Consider the following 24,526-nt stretch of genomic DNA (forward strand, 5'->3'; position numbering starts at 1 on the left):
CCCGGACCCCGGGCGGGGGCTTCGCCCCCTGCACCCCCGGGTAACGGGTGGGTGGGAAAGGCGCCGCGCCCGGAAGGCGGCCTACGCCACGTTCACCCGTTGCCCCGGCGGCGCCGCCTCCAGCCAGGCCAGGAAGCCTGTCAGGGCGTCCTCGCTCATGGCGAGCTCCAGGCGTGTGCCACGGTGCAGACAGACCAGGACGATGGCGTCGGAGAGCAGGGCCAGCTCCTCCTCGCCCTCGGGGGTGCGGCGCTGGAGGACCTCGATGGAGTCGCGCTCGAGCACCCGGCGCGGGCGCGGTGCGTACGAGAAGACCCGGAACCACTCGATCCGGTCACCGTTGTAGCGGGCGACGCCGTAGATCCAGCCCTTGCCGGCCGGTTCGGGGTCGTCCTCGGGGATGTTCCAGCGCAGGCTGCAGTCGAACGTGCCGCCGGACCGCTGGATGAGCCGCCTGCGCAGCCCGAAGACGAAGAGCCCCATCAGCACCAGCAGAACGACGATGCCGCTCACGAGCAGAGCGAGGACCATCTCCACCGACCTCCTCGCATCATCTAGAGCAACCGCACCTGCATTGCCTCAGCCGCGGACCGCCCTGGTTTGTTCCAGGCGGTCCGCGGCTGAGGGTCGTTCTCGAAAGCGGGCCGGGCTAGTGAACGCCCGTGACCGCCCTCAGACGGACGTCCGCGCGGCGCTCGGCGGCCGCGTCGGCTTCCGACTTGGCGCGCTCGAGCGCCCGCTCCGCACGCTTGACGTCGATCTCGTCGGCCAGCTCGGCGACCTCGGCGACCAGCGAGAGCTGGTCGTCCGCGAAGGAGATGAATCCGCCGTGCACCGCGGCGACGACGGTGCCCTCAGCGGTACGGATGGTGACCGGGCCGGACTCCAGCACACCGAGCAGCGGCTGGTGGCCGGGCATGACGCCGATGTCACCCGATGTGGTGCGCGCGATGACCAGGTTGGCCTCGCCGGACCAGACGCTTCGGTCCGCCGCGACCAGCTCGACGTGCAGCTCAGCAGCCAACGTGGCTCCTCGGGTCTGACACCCGCCGGGTCCGACGGGTGATGGGTCAAAGAATAGGGGACGTACGGACCGGGGGCGGGAGTGCCCCGCCCCCGGTCACACGAGCACGAGGCTCAGGAGACGCCCAGCTCCTTGGCGTTGGCCTTGAGGTCCTCCAGGCCACCGCACATGAAGAACGCCTGCTCCGGGAAGTGGTCGAACTCACCGTCGGCGATGGCGTTGAACGCGACGATGGACTCGTCCAGCGGCACGTCGGAGCCGTCGACACCGGTGAACTGCTTCGCGGCGTGGGTGTTCTGCGACAGGAAGCGCTCGATGCGGCGGGCGCGGTGGACGACCAGCTTGTCCTCTTCGCCGAGCTCGTCGATGCCGAGGATCGCGATGATGTCCTGGAGGTCCTTGTACTTCTGCAGGATTCCACGGACCCGCATGGCGGTGTCGTAGTGGTCCTGCGCGACGTAGCGCGGGTCCAGGATGCGGGACGTCGAGTCCAGCGGGTCGACCGCCGGGTAGATGCCCTTCTCCGAGATCGGACGCGACAGAACGGTCGTGGCGTCCAGGTGGGCGAAGGTCGTCGCCGGGGCCGGGTCGGTCAGGTCGTCCGCGGGGACGTAGATCGCCTGCATCGAGGTGATCGAGTGACCACGGGTCGAGGTGATGCGCTCCTGGAGGAGGCCCATCTCGTCGGCGAGGTTCGGCTGGTAACCCACCGCGGACGGCATGCGGCCGAGCAGGGTCGAGACCTCGGAACCGGCCTGGGTGAAGCGGAAGATGTTGTCGATGAAGAACAGCACGTCCTGCTTCTGCACATCGCGGAAGTACTCCGCCATGGTCAGACCGGCCAGGGCCACGCGCAGACGGGTGCCCGGGGGCTCGTCCATCTGGCCGAAGACCAGCGCGGTCTTGTCCAGAACGCCGGAGTCCGCCATCTCGTGGATGAGGTCGTTGCCCTCACGGGTGCGCTCACCGACGCCGGCGAAGACGGAAACGCCCTCGTGCAGCTTCGCCACACGCATGATCATTTCCTGGATCAGCACGGTCTTGCCGACACCGGCACCACCGAACAGACCGATCTTGCCGCCCTTGACGTACGGGGTCAGCAGGTCGACGACCTTCAGACCCGTCTCGAACATCTCGGTCTTCGACTCGAGCTGGTCGAACGCCGGGGCCTTGCGGTGGATGGACCAGCGCTCGGTGACCTCGGACTCGGCCTCGGGGTCGTTCAGGATCTTGCCCAGGGTGTTGAACACCCGGCCCTTGGTGACGTCGCCGACGGGGACGGTGATGCCGTCGCCGGTGTCGGTCACCGCGGCCTGGCGGACCAGGCCGTCGGTGGGCTCCATCGCGATCGCGCGGACCAGGCCCTCGCCCAGGTGCTGCGCGACCTCAAGCGTCAGGATCTTCTTCTTGCCGGCCTCGGCCGGGTCGGAGACCTCGACGGTCAGCGCGTTGTAGATCTCCGGCATCGCGTCGACGGGGAACTCCACGTCGACGACCGGGCCGATCACCCGGGCGACGCGGCCCGTGGCGGCGGCCGTCTCAACAGTGGTGGTCATTTATCGGTCACTCCCCGCGGTCGCGTCGGCCAGGGCGCTGGCGCCACCGACGATCTCGCTGATTTCCTGGGTGATGTCGGCCTGTCGGGCCGCATTGGCAAGTCGCGTGAGCGACTTGATGAGCTCTTCGGCGTTGTCGGTCGCCGACTTCATCGCCCGGCGGCGGGCCGCGTGCTCGGAAGCGGCGGCCTGCAGCAGAGCGTTGTAGATCCGGGACTCGACGTACCGCGGCAGCAGCGCGTCGAGCACGCCCTCCGCCGACGGCTCGAAGTCGAACAGCGGCAGGATCTTGTCCTTGACCGCGGACACCGCGGCGTCAGCCGCTGAGGTATCGGCCTCGGCCGTCGCCTCGAGGCTGAGCGGCAGCAGCCGCTTCTCGACCGGGGTCTGCGTCATCATCGACACGAACTCGGTGAAGACGATGTGCAGCTCGTCCACGCCGCCCTCGGCCGTGTCCCGGAGGACGGCCTCGATCAGCGGGCCCGCCACCTTCTTGGCGTCGGCGTACACCGGGCTGTCGGTGAAGCCGGTCCACGAGTCGGCGACCGGACGCTCCCGGAAGCCGTAGTACGCCACACCCTTGCGGCCGACGATGTAGTGGACGACCTCCTTGCCCTCCGCGCGCAGCTGCGCGGTGAGCTTGTCCGCCGCCTTGATGGCGTTGGAGGAGTAGCCGCCCGCCAGGCCGCGGTCGCTCGTGACGAGCAGAACCGCGGCCCGCACCGGGCTTTCGGCCTCGGTGGTCAGCGGGTGCTTGGTGGTGGAGCCGGTGGCAACCGCGGTCACTGCCCGGGTGAGCTCACTGGCGTACGGAGTGGACGCGGCCACCTGGCGCTGTGCCTTGACGATGCGCGAGGCGGCGATCATCTCCATCGCCTTGGTGATCTTCTTGGTCGCAGTGACGGACTTGATCCGTCGCTTGTAGACCCGGAGCTGGGCACCCATGCTCAGCCCTCGCCCAGCAGCTTGCCGTCCGAGGTCTCGAACTGCTGCTTGAAGGACGCGATCGCGTCGCCCAGGGCCTGCAGCGTGTCATCGGACATCTTGCCGCCCTCGACGATGCTGGTCATCAGGCCCTTGTGCTCGCGGTGCAGGTAGTCCAGCAGCTCGCGCTCGAAGCGGCGGATGTCCTCGACCGGAACGTCGTCCATCTTGCCGGTGGTGCCGGCCCAGATGGAGACGACCTGGTCCTCGGTGGAGTACGGGGCGTACTGCGTCTGCTTCAGCAGCTCGACCATGCGCTTGCCGCGCTCCAGCGAGGCCTTGGAGGCCGCGTCCAGGTCGGAACCGAAGGCGGCGAACGCCTCCAGCTCGCGGTACTGGGCGAGGTCCACACGGAGGCGGCCGGAGACCTGCTTCATGGCCTTGTGCTGGGCGGAGCCACCGACACGGGAGACCGAGATACCGACGTTCAGCGCGGGGCGCTGACCGGCGTTGAAGAGGTCCGACTCCAGGAAGCACTGGCCGTCGGTGATGGAGATGACGTTGGTCGGGATGAACGCCGACACGTCGTTCGCCTTGGTCTCGACGATCGGCAGACCGGTCATCGAGCCGGCGCCCATCTCGTCGGAGAGCTTGGCGCAGCGCTCCAGCAGACGCGAGTGCAGGTAGAAGACGTCACCCGGGTAGGCCTCACGGCCCGGCGGGCGGCGCAGCAGCAGCGAGACGGCACGGTAGGCGTCGGCCTGCTTCGACAGGTCGTCGAAGACGATCAGGACGTGCTTGCCCTGGTACATCCAGTGCTGGCCGATGGCCGAGCCGGTGTACGGCGCCAGGTACTTGAAGCCGGCCGGGTCGGACGCGGGAGCCGCGACGATCGTCGTGTACTCCAGGGCGCCGGCCTCCTCCAGCGCACCGCGCACGGACGCGATGGTGGAGCCCTTCTGGCCGATGGCGACGTAGATGCAGCGGACCTGCTTCTTCGGGTCGCCGGAGCGCCAGTTGTCGCGCTGGTTGATGATCGTGTCGACGGCCAGCGCGGTCTTGCCGGTCTGGCGGTCGCCGATGACCAGCTGACGCTGGCCACGGCCGACCGGGGTCATGGCGTCGACGGCCTTGTAGCCGGTCTCCATCGGCTCGTGGACCGACTTGCGGACCATGACGCCGGGGGCCTGCAGCTCGAGGGCGCGGCGGCCCTCGATGCCAGTGATCTCGCCGAGGCCGTCGATCGGGTTGCCCAGCGGGTCGACGACGCGGCCGAGGTAGCCCTCGCCGACCGCGACGGAGAGCACCTCACCGGTGCGCTGCACCGGCTGGCCCTCCTCGATGCCGCTGAACTCGCCGAGGACGACCGCACCGATCTCGCGCTCCTCGAGGTTGAGGGCGAGACCGAGGGTTCCGTCCTCGAACCGCAGCAGCTCGTTCGCCATGGCCGAGGGAAGACCCTCGACCTTCGCGATGCCGTCGCCGGCAACGCTGACCGTACCGACCTCCTCGCGCGAGGCCGCGTCCGGCTTGTACGCCTGGACAAAGTTCTCCAGTGCGTCCCGGATCTCCTCCGGCCGGATCGTGAGCTCCGCCATCTGGGTTCCCTGCTCTCCTTGTTGGGCCCGAAGTAATTCTGGGGGTCTGGGGACTGTCCCCCAGAGGACACCGTCGGCCCAACTCGGGCCGTCAGTACATGCTCTTGAGTTGGTGGCTGGTCAGCCGGCCATCCGACGTTCCGCCTCGGCGAGCCGGTCCGCGATGGTGCCGTTGATGACCTCGTCGCCGATCCGCACCTGGACACCACCGAGGATCTCGGGGTCGATGTCCAGGTTGAGGTGGACGCGCCGTCCGTACAGCTTGCCGAGCGCCTCGCCGAGGCGCTGCTTCTGCTCGTCGCTCAGCGGCACCGCGGAGGTGACCTCCGCGACCATGCGGTCCCGGCGGTCGGCGGCCAGCTTGGAGAGGGTGTTCAGCCCACCGTCCAGGCTACGGCCACGCGGCGCGGTCACCAGGCGGACGACCAGACGCTCGGTGACCGGGTTGGCCCGCCCGCCCAGCAGCTCGCGGAGCAGACCCGACTTGGCCGCCTTGTCGGCGACCTTGTCGGCCAGCGCGGCACGCAGCTGCGGGTTGGAGGCGACGATCCGGCCGAAGCGGAACAGCTCGTCCTCGACGTCGTCCAGATCACCGGCGCGCTCGGCGGCGATCAGGTCGGCACCGGCGGCCAGCTCCTCCATGGCGTCCACCAGGTCGCGCGAGCTCGACCAGCGGGAGCGGACCATGCCCGCGACCAGGTCGGTGCACTCGCCGCCGACCTGCCCGCCCAGCAGGCGCCGGGCCAGCTCGGCCTTGGCCTCGCCGGGCTGCGCCGGGTCGGTGAGGACCCGACGCAGCGACACCTCGCGGTCGAGCAGCGCGGTGACGGAGGCGAGCTCCTCGGCGAGCTTGGCCGCGTCCACGGACGTGTTGTCCGCGAGCGCGTCGAGGCTCTCTCGTGCGGAGGCCAGGGCCTCCCGGCTCGCTCCGCTCATCGGTTCGCCTCGGCCTTCGTCACGTCGGCCGACTTGACCTCGAGCGCGTCGAGGAAGCGGTCGATGCTGCGGCTCTGCCGGCCGGAGTCCGCGAGGGACTCGCCGACGACCCGGCCGGCCAGGTCGATGGCGAGCTTGCCCACGTCCTGGCGGAGCGCGGCCGCGGCGACCTTGCGGTCGGCCTCGATCTGGGCGTGGCCGGCAGCGATGATCTCCTCACGCTGCCGCTGACCCTCGGACCGCATCTCGGCGATCAGCGCGACGCCCTGCTCCTGCGCCTCCTGACGCAGACGCGCGGCCTCGTGGCGGGCGTCCGCAAGCTGCGCCCGGTAGTCCTCGAGCACCTGCTGGGCCTCGGTCTGCGCGGCTGCGGCCTTCTCCATGCCGCCTTCGATGGCCGCCCGGCGCTCGTTCAGAACCTTGTTGATGTTCGGAAGGAGCTTCTTGCCCAGGAAGATGAAGACGATGAGGAAGGCGACCAGACCGATGACGAGCTCTGGGATCGGCGGGAGGAGGGGGTTTTCCATTTCCCCTCCAGACGCCAAATTCAGGCCGTACACATCAGTGCCTTTCGTCGAAAAAAGTGGTCGTCAGGCTGCGATCAGGCAGACGGGTAGACGAACGGCATGACCAGACCGATCAGGGCGAGCGCCTCACAGAAGGCGAAGCCGAGGATCTGGTTGGCGCGGATCAGGCCGGCGGCCTCGGGCTGACGGGCCAGCGCCTGGGTGCCGTTACCGAAGACGATGCCGACGCCGACGCCGGGGCCGATCGCGGCGAGGCCGTAGCCGATCGAGCCCAGGTTGCCCTTGATCTCGACACCAGCGGCGATGGTCTGGAGAGCAGCAGACATGCTCGTTCTTCCTTCTCTTTCACGGACCGGTGGGGGTTGGCCACCGGACGATTGTTGGACTGGGCAGGCGAGGTGCTCAGTGGTGCTCGGCGAGCGCGCCCTGGACGTAGTTGGTGGCCAGCAGGACGAAGACGTACGCCTGGACGGCCTGGATGAAGAGCTCGAAGGCCGTCATCACGATGGTCATCACGAACGAGACGCCGGCGTAGGCGATGCCGATGCCGTTCAGGAGGTACCAGCTGGCGATGGTGAACATCAGGATCAGCAGGTGGCCGGCGAACATGTTGGCGAAGAGCCGGACGGCGTGGGTGAACGGCCGCACCAGCACGTTCGAGAAGAACTCCAGGGTCACGGCCAGCGGGAGAACGCCGCCGAGCGACTTGTCGTAGCCGGTGATGTTCTTCAGGGCGCCGACGAAGCCGTGCTTCTTGAACGTCAGGAACATCCACAGGACGTAGACGATCAGGGCGAGCGCCGCCGGGAAGGCGATGATCGACGTGACCGGGAACTGGGCGACCGGGATGATCGACCAGAGGTTCATGATCCAGACGAAGAAGAACAGCGAGACCATGAAGGGGACGTACTTCTCGCCCTCCTTCTTGCCGAGCGCCTCGTAGACGATGCCGCGGCGCACGAAGTCGTAGCCCGCCTCGCCCACCATCTGCAGCTTGCCGGGGACAACCTTGGCCTTGCCGAATGCCGCCCAGAAGAAACCGATGACGATGACCGTGGTCAGCACGGCCAGCAGCATCGGCTTGTTGAAGTCGATACCGCCAATGCTGAAGATCGGCTCAAACAGGAACGAGTGAAGGCCTGGAGCCGGGAAGCCGCACCCATCGAAGATGTGGCAATCGGTCTCGAAGGCGAGCAGCGTCTGGTCAGCACTCACCGCGAGCTCCTTCAGCGTGGCGCATGGGTACGGCAACCTCGTTGTGTCGGCGCGGCGCACAGCCGCGGAACGGCACTGGACTGGTCTTGCGGATGGGGGGGCAGGTGACCGGCTCGAAACCGGTCGGCGTAACTGGCATCAGCTGCATGGACCGCCGATTCCGTCCCGGGAAACTCGGGAGTTCAGCCGCCTGCGCCCACTGTGCCTCAGATGGCACCGGACGATAGCAGGTGAGCACGCGAGCATTTATCCCGGCCCTACCGGTCACGTCGTGGATCCGGCAGGCGTGGACTTCCCGGCCTCGGCGGCGTCCGGATCCACATAAAGAATCTTGGCCTTGAGATGGGCGCGCGTCTGCGCGGCGGTCCACACGAGCACCGCGGCGAGCAGCGAAAACGCGAAGGCGCGGGTGTTGAAGAGCGACGTGTCCCGGAAGACCGCGAGAACGACGGCGGAGATCAGGAACTGCGTCACATAGAGCACCAGGCCCATGGCCTGGAACAGGTGCGGAAACGACTTGGCTGTGCGCTGGAGGACGTAGAGCCCCAGCGCCATGACTCCGCCGGCGACGACGGTGCCGACGGCGGCACCGATCGCACCCTTGCCCCCGGCGAGCGCGAAGCCCGCAGCGACGGCGACGACGCCGGCAACGGCGGTCGGGACGGCGCACTGCAGAAGTGTTCGGGCGTCGTTGGACTGCATGAAGGGTTTCTCCGGCGAAGGTCGGAAGCAACGATTCGTCGTGGACGAGCGTATCCCCGGGCCGAGGCAGGGCTCGTGACGAAGGACCGCCGCACTTACGGTCCTTCGGCTCTAACTCCGGGTTTCGTGAACGGTATCACAAACTATTTGATGAGGTCTTTACCTACATTGCGTGGCGCATGTCACACGCAAGGGTCAAGGCGCTGGTCAGCGAGCTGACGGGCCTGCCGTTCCCTGCTAATAGTCACCGGTTTCCGACTGTCTTGCGTCCCTGGGCGAAGCGCGAACGGTCGCCGATGACGGTCGCCCCGTGCAGCCCCGCCGGCACGGGCTCGCGCCGCTCCTCCCCGTCCTCGGCGGACGGCTGCACCGCCGCCGGGACCTCGCGGACGGCCTTGCGCCGGTAGCGCGGCGGAACGAAGCGCTCCGCCCACCGCGGCGCGCGCGGGGTGAAGCGCGGCATCAGCAGCAGCACCAGGCCGACCGCGCTGAGCACCACGACCAGCAGCAGGATCCACATGCTGGCCGAGTTCACCGAGTAGGCCACCGCGCCGAAGGCGATCAGCGCCGACCAGAAGTACATGATGAGCACCGCCCGGCTGTGCGAGTGCCCGATCTCCAGCAGCCGGTGGTGCAGGTGCCCGCGGTCGGCGGCGAACGGCGACTGCCCCTGCCAGGTGCGCCGCACCACCGCCAGCAGCAGGTCCGCGACCGGCACGGCGATCACCGTCAGCGGCAGCAGCAGCGGGATGTACACCGGCACCGTGGCGTGCACCGCGGCCCGCTCCGAACCGGCCCACAGCGCGAGCGCGTCCGGGTCGACCTGGCCGGTGATGGAGATCGCGCCGGCGGCCAGCACCAGGCCGATGAGCATCGAGCCGGAGTCGCCCATGAAGATCCGGGCCGGGTGCATGTTGTGCGGCAGGAAGCCCAGGCACATGCCCATCAGCACGGCCGCGAAGAGCGTCGCCGGAGCGGCCGCCTCCAGGCCGTGCCCGAACCACATCCGGTAGGCGTAGAGGAAGAACGCCGCGGCCGCGATGCACACCATGCCCGCCGCCAGGCCGTCGAGGCCGTCGACGAAGTTCACCGCGTTGATGGTGATGACGATCAGGGCGACGGTCAGCAGCGTGCCCTGCATCGGCGTCAGCGAGACCGTGCCCACGCCCGGCACCGGGATGAACAGGATCGTCAGACCCTGCAGCACCATCACACCGGCGGCGATCATCTGCCCGCCCAGCTTGACCAGGGCGTCCACGCCCCACTTGTCGTCCAGCACGCCCAGCAGCCAGATCAGCCCGGCGCCCGACAGCAGCGCGCGCGGCTCGTTGGACAGCTCGAAGACGTGCTTGAGGTTCGACAGGTGCGCGGCCACCAGCAGGCCCGCGCACAGGCCGCCGAACATCGCGATGCCGCCCAGCCGTGGCGTCGGCTCCCGGTGCACGTCGCGCGCGCGGATCTCCGGCATGGCGCCGGCCGCGATGGCGAACTTCCGCACCGGCCCCGTCAGCAGATAGGTGACCGCCGCGGTGACGCACAACGTCAGGAGGTATTCACGCACGGGCTGCCCCAGGGATCTCGCTGGACATCACAGCCCCACACCATATTCGCGTCCGCCCCCGATCGGTGAATGCACGCAGAGACGCCCCTGCCATCCCGCCGGTTGCAAATGATCACATGTGGGCGGGATACGGCGGGAACCTCCCCGCCAGTTCGGCCACCCCGGCACGGGCCATGTGACCGGTGTCGCCCCCGCGCAGCGCGGTGCCCAGGAGCTCCGCGATGCGGGTCATCTCGGCCTCCCCCATGCCCTGGGTGGTGACGGCCGCGGTGCCCAGCCGCAGGCCGCGTACGGGCGCGTGGGCGAGTCCGCAGGTGTCCAGGACCACCCGGGCCGCCGCGAGCCGGGCACGGGCCGTGAGGGCGTCCAGGCCCAGCGGTGCGACGTCCGCGGTGATCAGGTGGGTGTCGGTGCCCCCAGTGGCCAGATCCAGCCCCTCCGCGGCCAGCCCCGCGGCCAGCGCCCTGCCGTTGGCGACGACCTGATGGGCGTAGGCGGTGAAGGCGACGGTGGCGGCCTCGCCGAAGGCGACCGCCTTCGCCGCGATGGTGTGCATCTGCGCCCCGCCCTGGGTGAGGGGGTAGACCGCCCGGTCGATCCGCTCCGCCAGGCGCACCCTGCACAGGATCAGCCCGCCGCGCGGTCCGCGCAGCACCTTGTGCGTGGTGGCGCACACCACGTCGGCGTACGGCACCGGGTTCGGCGCCGCTCCCCCGGCGACCAGGCCGATGGGGTGCGCGGCGTCCACGATCAGATAGGCGCCCACCTCGTCGGCGATCTCGCGGAAGCGGGCGTAGTCGATGTGCCGGGGGTAGGAGATCGAGCCGCACACGATGGCCCGCGGCCGGTGGGCGCGGGCCAGGGCGCGCACCTGCGCGTAGTCCACGAGCCCGGTCCGGGCGTCGACGCCGTAGCCGGTGAAGTCGTACCAGCGGCCCGAGATGTTGGCCGCGGAGCCATGCGTGAGGTGCCCGCCCTGGCGCAGGGCCATGGCGAGCACCGGGTCGCCGGGGCGCAGCAGGGCGGCGTAGGCGGCCAGCACGGCGGCCGAGCCGGAGTGCGGCTGGACGTTGGCGTGCTCGGCGCCGAAGAGGGCCTTGGCGCGGTCCACGGCGATGCGTTCGGCGAGGTCGACGAGTTCGCAGCCGCCGTGGTGGCGGGCGCCGGGGTAGCCCTCGGCGTACTTGTTGGCCAGCGGGGAGCCGAGGGCGGCGAGGACGGCGGGCGAGGTGAAGTTCTCGGCGGCGATGAGCTGGAGGCCGGCGGACTGCCGGTCGGCTTCGCCGAGGAGGAGGCCGGCGATCTCGGGGTCCCGGTGCAGCAGCTCGCCGAAGCCGGACTCCCAGCCTGGGTGGGGCCCGGGGTGAGCGGCTGCGCCGGCCGTCACCCGGGGGGTGCGCTCCGTGGCCGTGCTGGCGCCCCGGGTGGGCGCGGGGGTGACAGACATCGCCGGCTCCGAGCTGTGGGCGGGTGCGATGGGCTCTGCACCCAATGTAGGCCCGCGGCGGGGCGGGCGCCCGGTGCGGCGCGTGCCCGGCCGGGGCTCAGGCCCGGGCCGGGACTCCGGTGAGGGCGGTGACGACCGGGTCGAGGGCCAGGTTGATCTCCTCGCCGATGGAGCGGAAGAAGGTGATCGGGGCGCCGTAGGGGTCGTGGACCTCGTCGGCCTCCGCGTTGGGCGCCAGCAGCCAGCCGCGCAGGGCGGCGGCGGCCTGGACCAGGGCGCGGGCGCGCTCGACGACGCCGCCGGCCTGCTCGGGGTCGGGCAGGGTCGCGGGGTCTATGGCGCGCACCAGCCGGGTGAACTCCTTGAGGGTGAAGGTGCGCAGGCCCGCGGAGTGGCCCATGGAGATGACCTGGGCGCGGTGGTCGCGGGTGGCGGTCAGGACGAGATCGGCGCGGATGACGTGCTCGTCGAGGAGCTCACGGCCGATGAAGCCGTGCGGGTCGGCGCCGAGGTCGGCCAGGACGGTGGCGGCGTGGGCCTCCATGGGCGCGCCCTCGTGACCCCAGGTGCCGGCGCTCTCCACCACCAGGCCGCCCGCCATGGGGTCGCCGAGCCGGTGGGTGAGGGCGTGCAAGGTCAGCCGCTCGGTGATGGGCGAGCGGCAGACGTTGCCGGTGCTGACGTGGAGGATGCGGAATGTGTCCGTATGGTCGTCCGGTCCCGCTATGCCACGCCCCTGTGGGGCGATCAATTGGCCACCTCGAGATCGGGTACCACCTCGCGGAGCTGCTCGGCGCTGATGGCGCCGGCGCGCAGCAGGACGGGCACCTTGCCGGTGACGTCCACGATGGATGACGGCACGTCGGCCGGGGTGGGGCCGCCGTCGAGGTAGACGGAGACGGAGTCGCCGAGCATCTCCTGGGCGGCGTCGCAGCTCTGCGGGGCCGGGTGGCCGGTGAGGTTGGCGCTGGAGACGGCCATGGGGCCGAACTCGGTGAGCAGCTCGATGGCGACGGGGTGCAGGGGCATCCGCACCGCGACGGTGCCGCGGGTCTCGCCCAGGTCCCAGGTCAGCGACGGCTGGTGGTTGGCGACGAGGGTGAGCGCGCCGGGCCAGAAGGCATCGACGAGCTCCCAGGCCTGCTCGGAGAAATCGGTGACGAGGCCGTGCAGGGTGTTCGGGGAGCCGACGAGGACGGGCGAGGGCATGCCCCGGCCGCGGCCCTTGGCCTGCAGGAGGTCGCCGACGGCCTCCCGGCTGAAGGCGTCCGCCCCGATGCCGTACACGGTGTCGGTGGGCAGCACGACCAGCTCGCCGCGGCGAACCGCGGCGGCTGCTTCGCGCAGACCGGTCTTGCGGTCGGTCGCGTCGCTGCAGTCGTAACGCCGTGCCATCTAACGGACCTCCTCGTACGGGGCAAACAGGGCAGTTGTCTGGGGTGCCGCGGTCACGGCGTCGCCTTTCGCGCGGTGGCGAAGCGGGGGCGGTTGTTCAGGTCAGGGTGGTCGGCCGCGTCGGCCCAGCCCCGCTCCTCGGTGAAGATCCACGGCACCTGGCCGCCCTGGGTGTCGGCGTGCTCGATGACGACGACGCCGCCGGGGCGCAGCAGCCGGTGGGCGGTGCGCTCCAGGCCGCGGATGGTGTCGAGGCCGTCCTCGCCGGAGAAGAGCGCGAGCTCGGGGTCGTGGTCGCGGGCCTCGGGGGCGACGTACTCCCACTCGGTCAGCGGGATGTACGGCGGGTTGGAGATCACCAGGTCGACCTGGCCGTCGAGCTCGGGGAGCGCGGTCAGGGCGTTGCCGTGGTGCAGCTGGACGCGGGAGCCCTCGACGTTCTTGCGGGCCCAGCCCAGGGCGCTCTCGTCCAGCTCGACGGCGTGCACGCGCGAGCGCGGCACCTCCTGGGCGAGGGCGAGGGCGATGGCGCCGGAGCCGGTGCACAGATCGACGATGAGGGGTTCGACGACGTCCATGGCGCGCACGGCGTCTATGGCCCAGCCGACGACCGACTCGGTCTCGGGGCGGGGCACGAAGACGCCGGGTCCGACCTGGAGCTCCAGGTAGCGGAAGAAGGCGCGGCCGGTGATGTGCTGGAGCGGTTCGCGGGCCTCGCGCCGGGCGACGGCCTCCCAGTAGCGGGCGTCGAAGTCGGCGTCGGCGACGGTGTGCAGCTCCCCCCGCTTGACGCCGTGCACGAAGGCGGCGAGCTCCTCCGCGTCGAAGCGCGGGGAAGGCACGCCGGCGTCGGCCAGCCGCTGGGTGGCTTGTGCCACCTCGGCGAGCAGCAGGTTCACTGGGCTTCCTCCACGTTCCGTTCCTGCAAGGTGTTGCCGCGGTGCGGCCGCCGGTCGGCGGCTACTGCGCGGCGGCGAGCTTGGCGGCGGAGTCGGCGTCGACGCACGCCTGGATCACCGGGTCGAGCTCTCCGTCGAGCACCTGGTCCAAGTTGTACGCCTTGAAGCCGACCCGGTGGTCCGAAATGCGGTTTTCCGGGAAGTTATAGGTGCGGATCTTCTCCGAGCGGTCCACCGTGCGGACCTGGCTGCGGCGGGCGTCCGCGGCGTTCTTCTCCGCCTCCTCCTGGGCCGCGGCCAGCAGCCGCGAGCGCAGGATGCGCAGGGCCTGCTCCTTGTTCTGGAGCTGGCTCTTCTCGTTCTGGCAGGAGGCGACGACACCGGTGGGCAGGTGCGTGATGCGCACCGCGGAGTCGGTGGTGTTCACCGACTGGCCGCCGGGGCCGGAGGAGCGGTAGACGTCGATGCGCAGGTCGTTGGGGTTGATCTCGACCTCGATCTCCTCGGCCTCGGGCGTGACGAGCACGCCGGCGGCGGAGGTGTGGATCCGGCCCTGGGACTCGGTGGCGGGCACGCGCTGGACGCGGTGGACGCCGCCCTCGTACTTCAGCCGGGCCCAGACGCCCTGACCGGGCTCGGTGGCGCCGTTGCCGCCCTTGGTCTTGACCGCGACCTGGACGTCCTTGTAGCCGCCGAGCTCGGACTCGGTGGCGTCGATGATCTCGGTCTTCCAGCCCACGCGCTCGGCGTAGCGCAGGTACATGCGCAGCAGGTCGCCGGCGAAGAGCGCCGACTCGTCGCCGCCCGCGCCCGCCTTGACCTCCAGGATGACGTCCTTGTCGTCGCTGGGGTCGCGGGGCACGAGCAGCAGGCGCAGGCGCTCGGTGAGCTCCTCGCGCTGCTTCTCCAGCTCCTTGACCTCGGCGGCGAAGTCGGGGTCGTCCGCGGCGAGCTCGCGCGCGGTGCCGATGTCGTCCCCCGTCTGCTTCCAGGAGCGGTAGGTACCGACGATCGGGGTCAGCTCGGCGTAGCGCTTGTTGAGCTTGCGGGCGTTGGCCTGGTCCGCGTGCACGGCGGGGTCGGCGAGCCGCTTCTCGAGGTCGGCGTGCTCGCCGATCAGTTCCTCGACTGCCTCGAACATGGGGTTTCCTCAGTGGAAGTGTGACGGGCCTGCTGGACGACAAAGCGCCGGTCCGGGTCGCCCGCGCGTGCGCGGGACGACCGGGAACCGGCGCTGCGGGTCGCTACTTCTTGGCCGACCCGGCGTTCTTGCCGAAGCGGGCCTCGAACCGCGCCACACGGCCACCGGTGTCGAGGATCTTCTGCTTGCCCGTGTAGAACGGGTGGCACTCGGAGCACACGTCGGCACGGATGGTGCCGTCGGCGACGGTGCTACGGGTGGTGAAGGAGGCGCCACAGGTGCAGCTGACCTGGGTGTCGACGTACTCCGGGTGGATGTCGCGCTTCAAGGGATCTCCTAGTTTCGGGAGGGCACCGGGTCGTAGAGGCGGGATTGCCTTACGTGAACCGGGGCCGACGTACCAGTCTGCCAGTACTGGCCGTATCCCCCAAAACGGGGGGTGGCGGCCGGTTATTCCCCCCGGTTCCGGGCCGGGGGGACGGCTACTTCACGACGCCGTCGGCGTCCGTGGTGGCGCCCGCTCCCGCCTTGACGGCGGACTCGGGGATGGGCTGGTCGGCGCGGAGCGCCTTCCAGATCTGCGCGCTGGCCTCGGGGACCGGGATCACGCGGTTGTGGTCGACGGGGTCGTCGCCCACCGGCAGCGTCACCATGTGCATGTCGCTGGAGCCGATGCCCTTGAGTCCGCTCGCGAAGGAGTACAGCTTCTCGAGCGAGCCCAGCTCGCGGTCGGTGGTGACGGCCTTGGTGGCGGTGTCGGCCAGCCCGTAGAGCTTGGTGGGGCTGCTGAACATGCCGACGGACTTCACCTGGTTCATCAGTGCCTTGATGAAGGCCTGCTGGAGCTTGATCCGGCCCAGGTCACTGCCATCGCCGACGCCGTGGCGGGTGCGCACGAGGCCGAGGGACTGCTCGCCGTCGAGGGTGTGGGTGCCCGCGGACAGGTCGAGGTGGCTCCACTTGTCGTGGATGGGCTTGGTGGTGGTGACCTCGACGCCGCCCAGCTTGTCGATCAGTTTCTGGAAGCCGGCGAAGTCGACCTCCAGGTAGTGGTCCATGCGGATGTCGGTCATCGCCTCGACGGTCTTGACCGCACAGGCCGCGCCGCCCACCGTGAACGCCTCGTTGAACTGCGCGTGCTTCACGGCCGGACTGGTCTTGCCCTCCGGCGTGGTGCACGAGGGGCGCGGGACGATGGTGTCGCGCGGGATGCTGACCACGCTGGCCTGCTTGTGACCCGCATAGATGTGGACGATCATCGCGGTGTCGGAGCGGGAGCTGCCCTCGTCCCGGCCGTACTTTCCGTTGGCGCCGGCCCGGGAGTCGGAGCCGAGGACGAGGATGTCCTGCGAGCCGTTGTCGACGTTCACCGGGCGGTCCTTGCCCAGCGCCGCGTTGATGTCGACGCTGTTGAGGTTGCCGTTGAGCTTGAAGTAGAGGAAGCCCAGCCCGGTGCCGCCGAGCACCACCAGGGCCGCCAGGCTCCAGATGGCTATTCGCCAGCCCTTGCGGCGGACGGGGGGCTTGCGTCGACGGCCGCGCCCGCCCGCACGGCGACGGGCGGAACCCGTCGGCGTGCTCATGCTGTCGTCGGCCATGTGCTCCTCGATCCTTGCGCTGCTCCTGTCGCTGCCCCTTTCAGACGGGGTAGCTTGCGCCAGGGTTGCACAGGGGATTCTTAGAGCCGTCTTAAAACCGACCCCCTCGAAAGAGTGAGTGCCGGACCTCGGAACCCGCCACCACCTGCGGTTTCGCCGAGATCACCGACGCCGGACCCGGCCCGGGACGGCCGGGAGGCCTGTGGCACAAATCTCAGATTGTCACGGAAAGATCACGACGGGTCGAGCACCGCGCGAGCACAAAGCAAAACCTCCCCGTCACCGAGGTGACGGGGAGGTCTGCCGTGCGGTCCTTGCGGATCAGTCGTTGCCGTTGCCCGGGGCGGGCGTGGTCTTCGCGATCTGCATCAGGAACTCGGCGTTGGACTTCGTCTGCTTCATCTTGTCGAGAAGCAGCTCGATGGCCTGCTGCGAGTCGAGCGCGTGCAGCACCCGGCGGAGCTTCCAGACGATGGCCAGCTCCTCGCTGCCCAGCAGGATCTCCTCCTTGCGGGTGCCGGAGGGGTCCACGTCCACGGCCGGGAAGATGCGCTTGTCGGCGAGCTTCCGGTCGAGCTTGAGCTCCATGTTGCCGGTGCCCTTGAACTCCTCGAAGATCACCTCGTCCATGCGCGAGCCGGTCTCGACCAGCGCGGTGGCCAGGATGGTCAGCGAGCCGCCGTCCTCGATGTTGCGCGCGGCACCGAAGAACTTCTTCGGCGGGTAGAGCGCGGTGGAGTCGACACCACCGGAGAGGATGCGGCCCGAGGCCGGGGCGGCCAGGTTGTAGGCGCGGCCCAGACGGGTGATCGAGTCCAGCAGGACGACCACGTCGTGGCCCAGCTCCACCAGGCGCTTGGCACGCTCGATGGCGAGCTCGGCGACGGTGGTGTGGTCCTCGGCCGGACGGTCGAAGGTCGAGGAGATGACCTCGCCCTTGACCGACCGCTGCATGTCGGTGACCTCTTCCGGACGCTCGTCGACCAGGACGACCATCAGGTGGCACTCGGGGTTGTTGGTGGTGATCGCGTTGGCGATCGCCTGCATGATCATGGTCTTGCCGGTCTTCGGCGGGGCCACGATCAGACCGCGCTGGCCCTTGCCGATGGGGGCGACCAGGTCGATGATGCGGGTCGTCAGCACGCCCGGGTCCGTCTCCAACCGCAGGCGGTCCTGCGGGTAGAGCGGGGTGAGCTTGCCGAACTCGGGGCGGCCGCGGCCGGTTTCGGGCGCCATGCCGTTCACCGAGTCCAGACGGACGAGGGCGTTGAACTTCTCGCGCCGCTCGCCGTCCTTCGGCTGACGGACCGCACCGGTGACGTGGTCACCCTTGCGCAGGCCGTTCTTGCGGACCTGGGCCAGGGAGACGTAGACGTCGTTCGGGCCCGGCAGGTAGCCGGAGGTACGGATGAAGGCGTAGTTGTCGAGGATGTCCAGGATGCCCGCGACCGGGATCAGGACGTCGTCCTCGGAGACCTGCGGCTCGCCCGCGAAGTCCTCGCGGCCACGGCGGCCACGGCGGTCGCGGTAGCGGCCGCGACGGCCACGACGGCCGCCCTCGAAGTCGTCCTCGTCCTGCGGACCGCCCTGGGGGCCACGGCCGGCGTCGCGCTGCTGCTGACGGCCCGCGCCCTGCTGGCCGGCGTCGCCGTCACGGCGGTCACGGCGGTCACGGTCGCGCTGGCGCTCGCCACGCTCGCCACGCTCGCCACGCTCGCCACGCTCGCCACGCTCGCGGCGCTCGCCCTTCTGGCCGCGCTCCTGGCGCTCGCCGCCCTTGGCGGCCTTGCCCTCGGCGCCGTCGAGCGCCGTCTCGGCCTTGGCCTCGGCGCGCTCCTCGGTACGGACCTCGGTGCGAGCGGCCTCGGCGACCGGCTCGGGGCTGCCGGTGGGCGCGGTGGCACGACGGCGGCGGCGCTCGCCCGCCGGAGCCTCGTCGCCGCCCGGCTGGCCCGGGATCTCGATCTGCTGCTGGGCAGCGGCCTTCTCGGCGGACTTCTCGGCCGCGGCCTCACCCGTACGGGCCTTGGAGGTCGCACGGCGCTTCGGCTTGGTCTCGGCGGCCGCAGCGGCCGGCTCGGCGGTCTTGGCGGGCGCGGCGGAACCGCCGGCCTGCCTCTCCTTGATGACCTCGATCAGCTGGCCTTTGCGCATCCGCGCGGTGCCCTTGATGCCGAGGCCGGAAGCGAGCTGCTGGAGCTCGGCCAGGACCATGGCGTCGAGGCCCGTGCCCGAGCGGCGCCGCTTGGGGGCGGTGGCAGCACCGGTGGCAGGCGCGGCGGGAGCGTCCGTGGCGGGCGCGGAGGCATTGCCGACAGAAGAGCTGTCGGCGGTCACGCCCATCAGATCGGTGGTGTCGCTCACGAAGGGGTCCTTCCCTGGAGCGGGCGTCGGCCTGTCTGGCTCGGCGACCGGTCGTGCTGTCCGGCTGCGGTCCTTGTATGCGGACCGGGCCGGGGCGGTGGTCCGCCGGTGTTATACGGCGGAAGAATTCAGTGCATTGGTGCCGACGTGAAGAATGAGAGAAGGACACGACATAAACGCTTCACTCATGTCGCCCACGCCGATTCCGGAGCGTGCTCGAAGCTGCTCAGGCAGGCTGCTCAGGCAGTTTGGGAGGCTCCCGGAAGAAAAGCGGTCCCTGATCGGGACACACAACACCGAGCCGATGTGGCTTCGAGTGCAGACTTGAGGTTAACACTACCGGATCCCACAAACATTCCCCCTCTCCAAGAACGGCAACCGCGTTTTTCGCGGGTCCGGGGCCGCACCCCGGACACCACTGGTCAGGCGAGCGGCAGCACGCTCGTCCCCCCGGCGTCGAGGGTCAGCCGGTTGGCCGCCCAGCCCTCTCCCGCCAGTCGTGCGACCTTGTCGGCCGCACCGTCCTCGACCAGCGCGAGCACCGTGGGGCCCGCGCCGGAGATGACTGCGGGAACGCCGTCCGCCCGCAGTCGGTTGACCAGGGCCACGCTCTCCGGCATCGCCGGAGCGCGGTATTCCTGGTGGAGCCGGTCCTCGGTGGCCGGCAGCAGCAGCTCGGGGCGCCTGGTCAGGGCCTCGACGAGCAGCGCCGCGCGCCCGGCGTTGGCGGCCGCGTCCGCATGGGGGACGCTGCGCGGCAACAGCCCGCGCGCGGTTTCGGTCAGCACGGCTCTGGACGGCACGAAGACCACCGGAACGATGGAATCCGCCGGGTCCATCCGAATGGCCCGGGCGACTCCGGACTCCATCCAGGCCAGGGTGAATCCGCCGAGAAGGCACGCGGCGACATTGTCGGGGTGGCCCTCGATTTCGGTGGCCAGCTCGAGCATGGCCGCCTCGTCGAGCCTCTCGGCGCCGCCTATGGTCACCGCGCGGGCCGCGAGGATGCCCGCGCAGATCGCGGCGGAGGAGGAACCGAGCCCCCGGCCGTGCGGAATGCGGTTGGCGCAGACGACCTCCAGGCCGCGCGGCTGCCCGCCGAGCAGGTCGAAGGTGGTGCGCAGGGAGCGTACGAGCAGATGGCTCTCGTCACGCGGCAGCGTCTCGGCACCCTCGCCGGCGATGTCGATGTGCAAACCGGATTCGGCCACCCGGACGACGACATCGTCGTAGAGGCCCAGGGACAGACCGAGGGCGTCGAAGCCGGGACCGAGATTTGCGCTGGTGGCAGGGGTGCGCACTCGGACGGCGGCGGCGCGGAACGCGGGACCGGCCATCGCTCGATGACTCTCCTTGGTGTGGCCTTGGCATGGCGTGCGACATCCGCAAGGGCCGTGACGGCAATGCCGCGTGGAGGGCGGCACGGTCTGCGGCGGGGCGGTGTGAGCACAGCCTATCGAAGGAAGGTTCTGTGGCGACATAGGGCGCACGGGAGGCGCACGATGCGTGTCGCCTGCGGCGCGCCGGGTTTGCGGCAAGGTGGGCCGTTTTCATGCCCCCTGGCGCCCCCGGAACCGCCCCGAACGGGCCGGATTCGGCCCGTCCGGGAATTCCCGGGTCGTGCTGTGCGCCGCCGTGTCGCCGCGGGGCGGCGACGCGAAGGCGCACGGCCGTCAGGTCAGGCCCAGGCTCCGGGCGGCGGTCGCCGCGTCCACCGGGACAGTGAGCGGCTGCGGCGCACCGGCCACCGCCCAGTCCGGGTCCTTGAGGCCGTTGCCCGTGACCGTACAGACGATGCGCTGGCCCGGGTCCACCTTGCCCTGCTCGGCCGCCTTGAGCAGACCGGCCACGCCGGCCGCCGAGGCGGGCTCGACGAAGACGCCCTCCTGCGAGGCCAACAGCCGGTAGGCGGCGAGGATCTGGCGGTCGGTCACCTCGTCGATGAGGCCGCCCGACTCGTCGCGCGCCTGCTCGGCGAAGCGCCAGGAGGCGGGGTTGCCGATGCGGATCGCGGTGGCGATGGTGTGCGGGTCCTTCACCGGCTCGCCGCGCACGATGGGCGCCGAACCCGAGGCCTGGAAGCCCCACATGCGCGGGGTGCGGGAGGCGATGCCGTCCGCGGCGTACTCGCGGTAGCCCTTCCAGTAGGCCGTGATGTTGCCCGCATTGCCCACCGGCAGCACATGGATGTCGGGGGCGTCGCCGAGCGCGTCGACGATCTCGAAGGCCGCGGTCTTCTGTCCCTCGATGCGGACCGGGTTGACCGAGTTGACCAGCGCCACCGGGTAGTTGTCGGAGAGCGAGCGGGCCAGCGTCAGGCAGTCATCGAAGTTGCCGTCGACCTGGAGGATGCGGGCGCCGTGCACCAGCGCCTGGCCCATCTTGCCGAGCGCGATCTTTCCCTGCGGCACCAGCACGGCGCAGACCATGCCGGCGCGTACGGCGTAGGCCGCCGCGGAGGCGGAGGTGTTGCCGGTGGAGGCGCAGATGACGGCCTTGGCACCCTCCTCCTTGGCGCGGGTGATGGCCATCGTCATGCCGCGGTCCTTGAAGGAGCCCGTGGGGTTGGCGCCCTCGACCTTGAGGTGGACCTCGCAGCCGGTGCGCTCGGAGAGCACCTGCGCGGGCACGAGCGGGGTGCCGCCCTCGCGGAGCGTGACGACCGGCGTCTCGGCGGTGACCGGGAGACGGTCGCGGTATTCCTCGATGATGCCGCGCCACTGATGGGTGCCCGAGGCGCCGGAGCGGCTGATGTTGGCAGACATTGCTTTCGTAACTCCCTTGGCTGGGCGTGCTCGCCCTACTCGCCCTTTTCGCCTTCGACCCGCATGATGCTCGCCACCCCGCGCACCGTGTCCAGCTTGCGCAGCGCCTCGACCGTCGCCGACAGGGCGGCGTCGGCGGCCCGGTGGGTGACCACGACGAGGGCCGCCTCGCCGTCCTTGCCCTGCTGGCGGACGGTGTCGATGGAGACGCCGTGCTCGGCGAAGACGGTGGCGACCTGGGCCAGGACGCCGGGCTTGTCGGCGACGTCGAGGCTGATGTGATAGCGCGTGACCACCTCGCCCATCGGGCTCACCGGCAGCCGGGTGTAAGCGGATTCGCCGGGTCCGGTGGACTCGGCGAGCTTGTTGCGGCAGACCGCGACGAGGTCGCCGAGAACCGCCGAGGCGGTCGGCGAACCGCCCGCGCCCGGACCGTAGAACATCAGCTGCCCGGCCGCCTCGGCCTCGATGAACACCGCGTTGTACGCCTCGCGCACGGAGGCCAGCGGGTGGCCCAGCGGAATCATCGCCGGGTGCACCCGGGCGGTGACCGACCGCCCGTCGGCGGCCCGCTCGCAGATGGCCAGCAGCTTGATGGTGCAGCCCATCTGCTTCGCGGAAGCGAAGTCCGCGGCGGTGACCTCCGTCATGCCTTCGCGGTAGACGTCGTCGAGGCGCACCCGGGTGTGGAAGGCGATCCCGGCGAGGATCGCGGCCTTGGCGGCGGCGTCGAAGCCCTCGACGTCGGCCGTCGGGTCGGCCTCGGCGTAGCCGAGCGCGGTGGCCTCGTCCAGCGCCTCGGAGTAGCCCGCGCCGCTGGAGTCCATCTTGTCGAGGATGAAGTTGGTGGTGCCGTTGACGATGCCCAGCACCCGGTTCACCTTGTCGCCCGCGAGGGACTCGCGCAGCGGGCGCACCAGCGGGATGGCGCCCGCAACGGCGGCCTCGTAGTAGAGGTCCGCGCCGTGCTGCTCGGCCGCCGCGTGCAGGGCGGCGCCGTCCTGGGCGAGCAGCGCCTTGTTGGCGGAGACGACGCTGGCGCCGTGCTCGAAGGCGGCGGTGATCAGCGCACGGGCCGGCTCGATGCCGCCGATGACCTCGACGACCACGTCGATGTCGCCGCGTTTGACGAGCGCGGTGGCGTCGGTGGTGATCAGCTCCGCGGGCACCCCGTCCCGGACCCGGCCGGGGCGCCGGACGGCGATCCCGGCGAGCTCGACCGGGGCGCCGACGCGTTGCGTGAGGTCGTCCGCGTGCGTCGTCATGATGCGCGCCACCTCGGAGCCGACCACTCCACAGCCCAGCAGCGCCACTTTCAGCGGACGCGTACGCATCATCCGACCTCGTTTCTCGTCTTCGGTGGTACACCAGTCTCACTCACCGGACGGGGGTTTCGTCCCCCGGTCCAGTATCCGAGACCGTTGTTTCCGTTTTCTTTCGCCGGCTTTCTTCGGTCGGCTTTCTTTGGTCGTCAGCCGACGTCCAGGCGGAGGAGGTCCTCCTCCGTCTCGCGCCGGACGATGACGCGCGCCTTGCCGTCCTCGGGGACGGCGACGACGGGCGGGCGCAGCGCGTGGTTGTAGTTGCTCGCCATCGAGCGGCAGTACGCGCCGGTGGCGGGGACGGCGAGCAGGTCGCCGGGGGCCACGTCGGAGGGGAGGAAGGCGTCGCGCACGACGATGTCGCCGGACTCGCAGTGCTTGCCGACGACGCGGACCTGCATCGGCTCGGCGGTGGAGCTGCGGGAGACCAGGGCGACGGAGTACTCGGCGTCGTAGAGCGCGGTACGGATGTTGTCGGACATGCCGCCGTCGACGCTGACGTACGTCCGCAGGCCCGGGAGCTCCTTGACCGTGCCCACCTCGTAGAGCGTGAAGGCCGTGGGGCCGACGATGGCCCGGCCCGGCTCCACCGAGATCCGCGGTACGGCCAGGCCGGCGGCCGCGCACTCGCGGGTGACGATGGTGCGCAGGGCCGTGGCGATCTCGTGCGGCTCGCGCGGGTCGTCCTCGGAGGTGTAGGCGATGCCGAGGCCGCCGCCGAGGTCGATCTCGGGGAGCTCGACGCCGTGCTCGTCGCGGACTTCGGCGAGCAGCTGCACCACGCGGCGGGCGGAGACCTCGAATCCGGCCATGTCGAAGATCTGCGAGCCGATGTGGGAGTGGATGCCCACCAGCTCCAGGCCGTCGAGCTTGAGCGCCCTGCGGACCGCCTCCGCGGCCTGCCCGCCGGCGAGCGCGAGGCCGAACTTCTGGTCCTCGTGGGCGGTGGCGATGAATTCGTGGGTGTGCGCCTCGACGCCGACGGTCACCCGGATCTGGACGCGCTGCCGCTTGCCGAGCCGCTCGGCGATGTGCGCGACGCGCACGATCTCCTGGAAGGAGTCGAGGACGATCCGCCCGACCCCGGCCTCCACGGCGCGGGTGATCTCCTCGGTGGACTTGTTGTTGCCGTGCAGCGCGATGCGCTCGGCGGGCATTCCGGCGTCGAGGGCGGTGGCGAGCTCGCCGCCGGAGCAGACGTCGAGGTTGAGGTCCTCCTCCTTGAGCCAGCGCACGATGGCGCGGGAGAGGAAGGCCTTGCCCGCGTAGAAGACGTCGGCCTCGGGCCCGAAGGCGTCGCGCCAGGCACGGCAGCGGGCCCGGAAGTCGCTCTCGTCGAGGAAGTAGGCGGGGGTGCCGAACTCCTCGGCGAGCTCGGTGACGCTGCGGCCGCCCACGGTCACGACGCCGTCGGCGTTCCGGGTGACCGTGCGGGACCACACGCGCGGGTCGAGGGCGTTGAGGTCGGCGGGCGGCGGGGTGTAGTGGCCCTCGTGCAGCACGTCGGCGTAGCGGGGTCCGGCGGGGTGGGCGGAGCGGCTCATGAGTGGCT

General features: G+C 70.4%; 23 protein-coding genes. All 23 read right to left on the reverse strand.

Annotated features, from left to right (window positions below):
• Window positions 1-81: 81 nt before the first annotated feature.
• The 23 genes from FHS39_RS01410 to lysA all read right to left on the reverse strand — a co-directional run bounded on the left by FHS39_RS01410 (window position 82) and on the right by lysA (window position 24,518).
• The gene (locus FHS39_RS01410) at window positions 82-531 is read right to left on the reverse strand and encodes a DUF2550 domain-containing protein (protein ID WP_184345896.1); all 450 of its coding nucleotides are present in this window, start codon (window positions 529-531) and stop codon (window positions 82-84) included.
• Between the two features lie 118 nt (window positions 532-649).
• Window positions 650-1,024, reverse strand: coding sequence for a F0F1 ATP synthase subunit epsilon (locus FHS39_RS01415; RefSeq protein WP_184345897.1), 375 nt, complete (start codon window positions 1,022-1,024; stop codon window positions 650-652).
• A 113-nt stretch (window positions 1,025-1,137) separates the two neighbouring features.
• Window positions 1,138-2,580, reverse strand: coding sequence for a F0F1 ATP synthase subunit beta (gene atpD, locus FHS39_RS01420; RefSeq protein WP_184345898.1), 1,443 nt, complete (start codon window positions 2,578-2,580; stop codon window positions 1,138-1,140).
• Complete coding sequence (locus FHS39_RS01425; RefSeq protein WP_184345899.1) at window positions 2,581-3,525, reverse strand: F0F1 ATP synthase subunit gamma; 945 nt, start codon at window positions 3,523-3,525, stop codon at window positions 2,581-2,583.
• A gap of 2 nt (window positions 3,526-3,527) precedes the next feature.
• Window positions 3,528-5,102, reverse strand: coding sequence for a F0F1 ATP synthase subunit alpha (gene atpA, locus FHS39_RS01430; RefSeq protein ID WP_184345900.1), 1,575 nt, complete (start codon window positions 5,100-5,102; stop codon window positions 3,528-3,530).
• 120 nt (window positions 5,103-5,222) lie between these two features.
• Window positions 5,223-6,038 (reverse strand): F0F1 ATP synthase subunit delta, encoded by an 816-nt coding sequence (locus FHS39_RS01435; protein WP_184345901.1) that lies wholly within the window; start codon window positions 6,036-6,038, stop codon window positions 5,223-5,225.
• Window positions 6,035-6,598 carry a F0F1 ATP synthase subunit B gene (locus FHS39_RS01440; RefSeq protein WP_425507722.1) on the reverse strand — a complete coding sequence of 188 codons (564 nt, stop codon included), beginning with the start codon at window positions 6,596-6,598 and terminating at the stop codon, window positions 6,035-6,037. The genes FHS39_RS01435 and FHS39_RS01440 overlap by 4 nt, the downstream gene beginning before the upstream one ends.
• Window positions 6,599-6,639: 41 nt before the next feature.
• Window positions 6,640-6,891: an ATP synthase F0 subunit C gene (atpE, locus tag FHS39_RS01445; RefSeq protein WP_087926250.1), complete on the reverse strand. Its 252-nt coding sequence runs from the start codon at window positions 6,889-6,891 to the stop codon at window positions 6,640-6,642.
• Window positions 6,892-6,967: 76 nt separating this feature from the next.
• Complete coding sequence (gene atpB / locus FHS39_RS01450) at window positions 6,968-7,780, reverse strand: F0F1 ATP synthase subunit A (RefSeq protein WP_343069300.1); 813 nt, start codon at window positions 7,778-7,780, stop codon at window positions 6,968-6,970.
• A gap of 264 nt (window positions 7,781-8,044) precedes the next feature.
• Window positions 8,045-8,482 (reverse strand): Cg1360 family ATP-synthase-associated protein, encoded by a 438-nt coding sequence (locus tag FHS39_RS01455; RefSeq protein ID WP_184345903.1) that lies wholly within the window; start codon window positions 8,480-8,482, stop codon window positions 8,045-8,047.
• Between the two features lie 244 nt (window positions 8,483-8,726).
• The gene (locus FHS39_RS01460) at window positions 8,727-10,043 is read right to left on the reverse strand and encodes an MraY family glycosyltransferase (RefSeq protein WP_343069301.1); all 1,317 of its coding nucleotides are present in this window, start codon (window positions 10,041-10,043) and stop codon (window positions 8,727-8,729) included.
• 112 nt (window positions 10,044-10,155) lie between these two features.
• Window positions 10,156-11,490: a serine hydroxymethyltransferase gene (locus tag FHS39_RS01465; protein ID WP_184345904.1), complete on the reverse strand. Its 1,335-nt coding sequence runs from the start codon at window positions 11,488-11,490 to the stop codon at window positions 10,156-10,158.
• A 97-nt stretch (window positions 11,491-11,587) separates the two neighbouring features.
• The gene (locus FHS39_RS01470) at window positions 11,588-12,241 is read right to left on the reverse strand and encodes an arsenate reductase/protein-tyrosine-phosphatase family protein (protein ID WP_184345905.1); all 654 of its coding nucleotides are present in this window, start codon (window positions 12,239-12,241) and stop codon (window positions 11,588-11,590) included.
• On the reverse strand, window positions 12,238-12,885 hold the full coding sequence (locus FHS39_RS01475; RefSeq protein ID WP_184345906.1) for an L-threonylcarbamoyladenylate synthase: 648 nt from the start codon (window positions 12,883-12,885) through the stop codon (window positions 12,238-12,240). Before FHS39_RS01475 ends, FHS39_RS01470 begins: the two co-directional genes overlap by 4 nt.
• A gap of 53 nt (window positions 12,886-12,938) precedes the next feature.
• Entirely contained in the window at window positions 12,939-13,784 is an 846-nt protein-coding gene (prmC, locus tag FHS39_RS01480; RefSeq protein ID WP_184345907.1) for a peptide chain release factor N(5)-glutamine methyltransferase, read from the reverse strand.
• A gap of 61 nt (window positions 13,785-13,845) precedes the next feature.
• A complete protein-coding gene (gene prfA / locus FHS39_RS01485; RefSeq protein WP_184345908.1) occupies window positions 13,846-14,925 on the reverse strand; it encodes a peptide chain release factor 1 in 1,080 nt (359 codons plus the stop codon).
• Between the two features lie 103 nt (window positions 14,926-15,028).
• Window positions 15,029-15,253, reverse strand: coding sequence for a 50S ribosomal protein L31 (gene rpmE, locus FHS39_RS01490; RefSeq protein WP_184345909.1), 225 nt, complete (start codon window positions 15,251-15,253; stop codon window positions 15,029-15,031).
• A gap of 154 nt (window positions 15,254-15,407) precedes the next feature.
• A complete protein-coding gene (locus tag FHS39_RS01495; protein WP_246469748.1) occupies window positions 15,408-16,523 on the reverse strand; it encodes an LCP family protein in 1,116 nt (371 codons plus the stop codon).
• A gap of 321 nt (window positions 16,524-16,844) precedes the next feature.
• Window positions 16,845-18,887 carry a transcription termination factor Rho gene (gene rho, locus FHS39_RS01500; RefSeq protein WP_184345910.1) on the reverse strand — a complete coding sequence of 681 codons (2,043 nt, stop codon included), beginning with the start codon at window positions 18,885-18,887 and terminating at the stop codon, window positions 16,845-16,847.
• Window positions 18,888-19,309: 422 nt separating this feature from the next.
• Window positions 19,310-20,224 (reverse strand): homoserine kinase, encoded by a 915-nt coding sequence (gene thrB / locus FHS39_RS01505; RefSeq protein WP_184345911.1) that lies wholly within the window; start codon window positions 20,222-20,224, stop codon window positions 19,310-19,312.
• A gap of 336 nt (window positions 20,225-20,560) precedes the next feature.
• Window positions 20,561-21,652 carry a threonine synthase gene (thrC, locus tag FHS39_RS01510; protein WP_184345912.1) on the reverse strand — a complete coding sequence of 364 codons (1,092 nt, stop codon included), beginning with the start codon at window positions 21,650-21,652 and terminating at the stop codon, window positions 20,561-20,563.
• A 35-nt stretch (window positions 21,653-21,687) separates the two neighbouring features.
• The gene (locus tag FHS39_RS01515) at window positions 21,688-22,989 is read right to left on the reverse strand and encodes a homoserine dehydrogenase (RefSeq protein WP_184345913.1); all 1,302 of its coding nucleotides are present in this window, start codon (window positions 22,987-22,989) and stop codon (window positions 21,688-21,690) included.
• A 134-nt stretch (window positions 22,990-23,123) separates the two neighbouring features.
• Entirely contained in the window at window positions 23,124-24,518 is a 1,395-nt protein-coding gene (lysA, locus tag FHS39_RS01520; RefSeq protein WP_184345914.1) for a diaminopimelate decarboxylase, read from the reverse strand.
• Window positions 24,519-24,526: the final 8 nt, after the last annotated feature.

Origin of the sequence: Streptomyces olivoverticillatus (genome assembly GCF_014203555.1) — a bacterium.
GTDB classification, from domain to species: domain Bacteria; phylum Actinomycetota; class Actinomycetes; order Streptomycetales; family Streptomycetaceae; genus Streptomyces; species Streptomyces olivoverticillatus.

Bases quoted from the DNA above. Each gene is read 5' to 3' on its own strand.
- FHS39_RS01410 (WP_184345896.1), bottom strand. From the start codon at position 531: ATGGTCCTCGCTCTGCTCGTGAGCGGCATCGTCGTTCTGCTGGTGCTG.
- atpD (WP_184345898.1), bottom strand. From the start codon at position 2,580: ATGACCACCACTGTTGAGACGGCCGCCGCCACGGGCCGCGTCGCCCGG.
- FHS39_RS01425 (WP_184345899.1), bottom strand. From the start codon at position 3,525: ATGGGTGCCCAGCTCCGGGTCTACAAGCGACGGATCAAGTCCGTCACT.
- atpA (WP_184345900.1), bottom strand. From the start codon at position 5,102: ATGGCGGAGCTCACGATCCGGCCGGAGGAGATCCGGGACGCACTGGAG.
- FHS39_RS01435 (WP_184345901.1), bottom strand. From the start codon at position 6,038: ATGAGCGGAGCGAGCCGGGAGGCCCTGGCCTCCGCACGAGAGAGCCTC.
- atpE (WP_087926250.1), bottom strand. From the start codon at position 6,891: ATGTCTGCTGCTCTCCAGACCATCGCCGCTGGTGTCGAGATCAAGGGC.
- FHS39_RS01455 (WP_184345903.1), bottom strand. From the start codon at position 8,482: ATGCAGTCCAACGACGCCCGAACACTTCTGCAGTGCGCCGTCCCGACC.
- FHS39_RS01465 (WP_184345904.1), bottom strand. From the start codon at position 11,490: ATGTCTGTCACCCCCGCGCCCACCCGGGGCGCCAGCACGGCCACGGAG.
- FHS39_RS01475 (WP_184345906.1), bottom strand. From the start codon at position 12,885: ATGGCACGGCGTTACGACTGCAGCGACGCGACCGACCGCAAGACCGGT.
- prfA (WP_184345908.1), bottom strand. From the start codon at position 14,925: ATGTTCGAGGCAGTCGAGGAACTGATCGGCGAGCACGCCGACCTCGAG.
- FHS39_RS01495 (WP_246469748.1), bottom strand. From the start codon at position 16,523: ATGGCCGACGACAGCATGAGCACGCCGACGGGTTCCGCCCGTCGCCGT.
- thrB (WP_184345911.1), bottom strand. From the start codon at position 20,224: ATGGCCGGTCCCGCGTTCCGCGCCGCCGCCGTCCGAGTGCGCACCCCT.
- thrC (WP_184345912.1), bottom strand. From the start codon at position 21,652: ATGTCTGCCAACATCAGCCGCTCCGGCGCCTCGGGCACCCATCAGTGG.
- FHS39_RS01515 (WP_184345913.1), bottom strand. From the start codon at position 22,989: ATGATGCGTACGCGTCCGCTGAAAGTGGCGCTGCTGGGCTGTGGAGTG.
- lysA (WP_184345914.1), bottom strand. From the start codon at position 24,518: ATGAGCCGCTCCGCCCACCCCGCCGGACCCCGCTACGCCGACGTGCTG.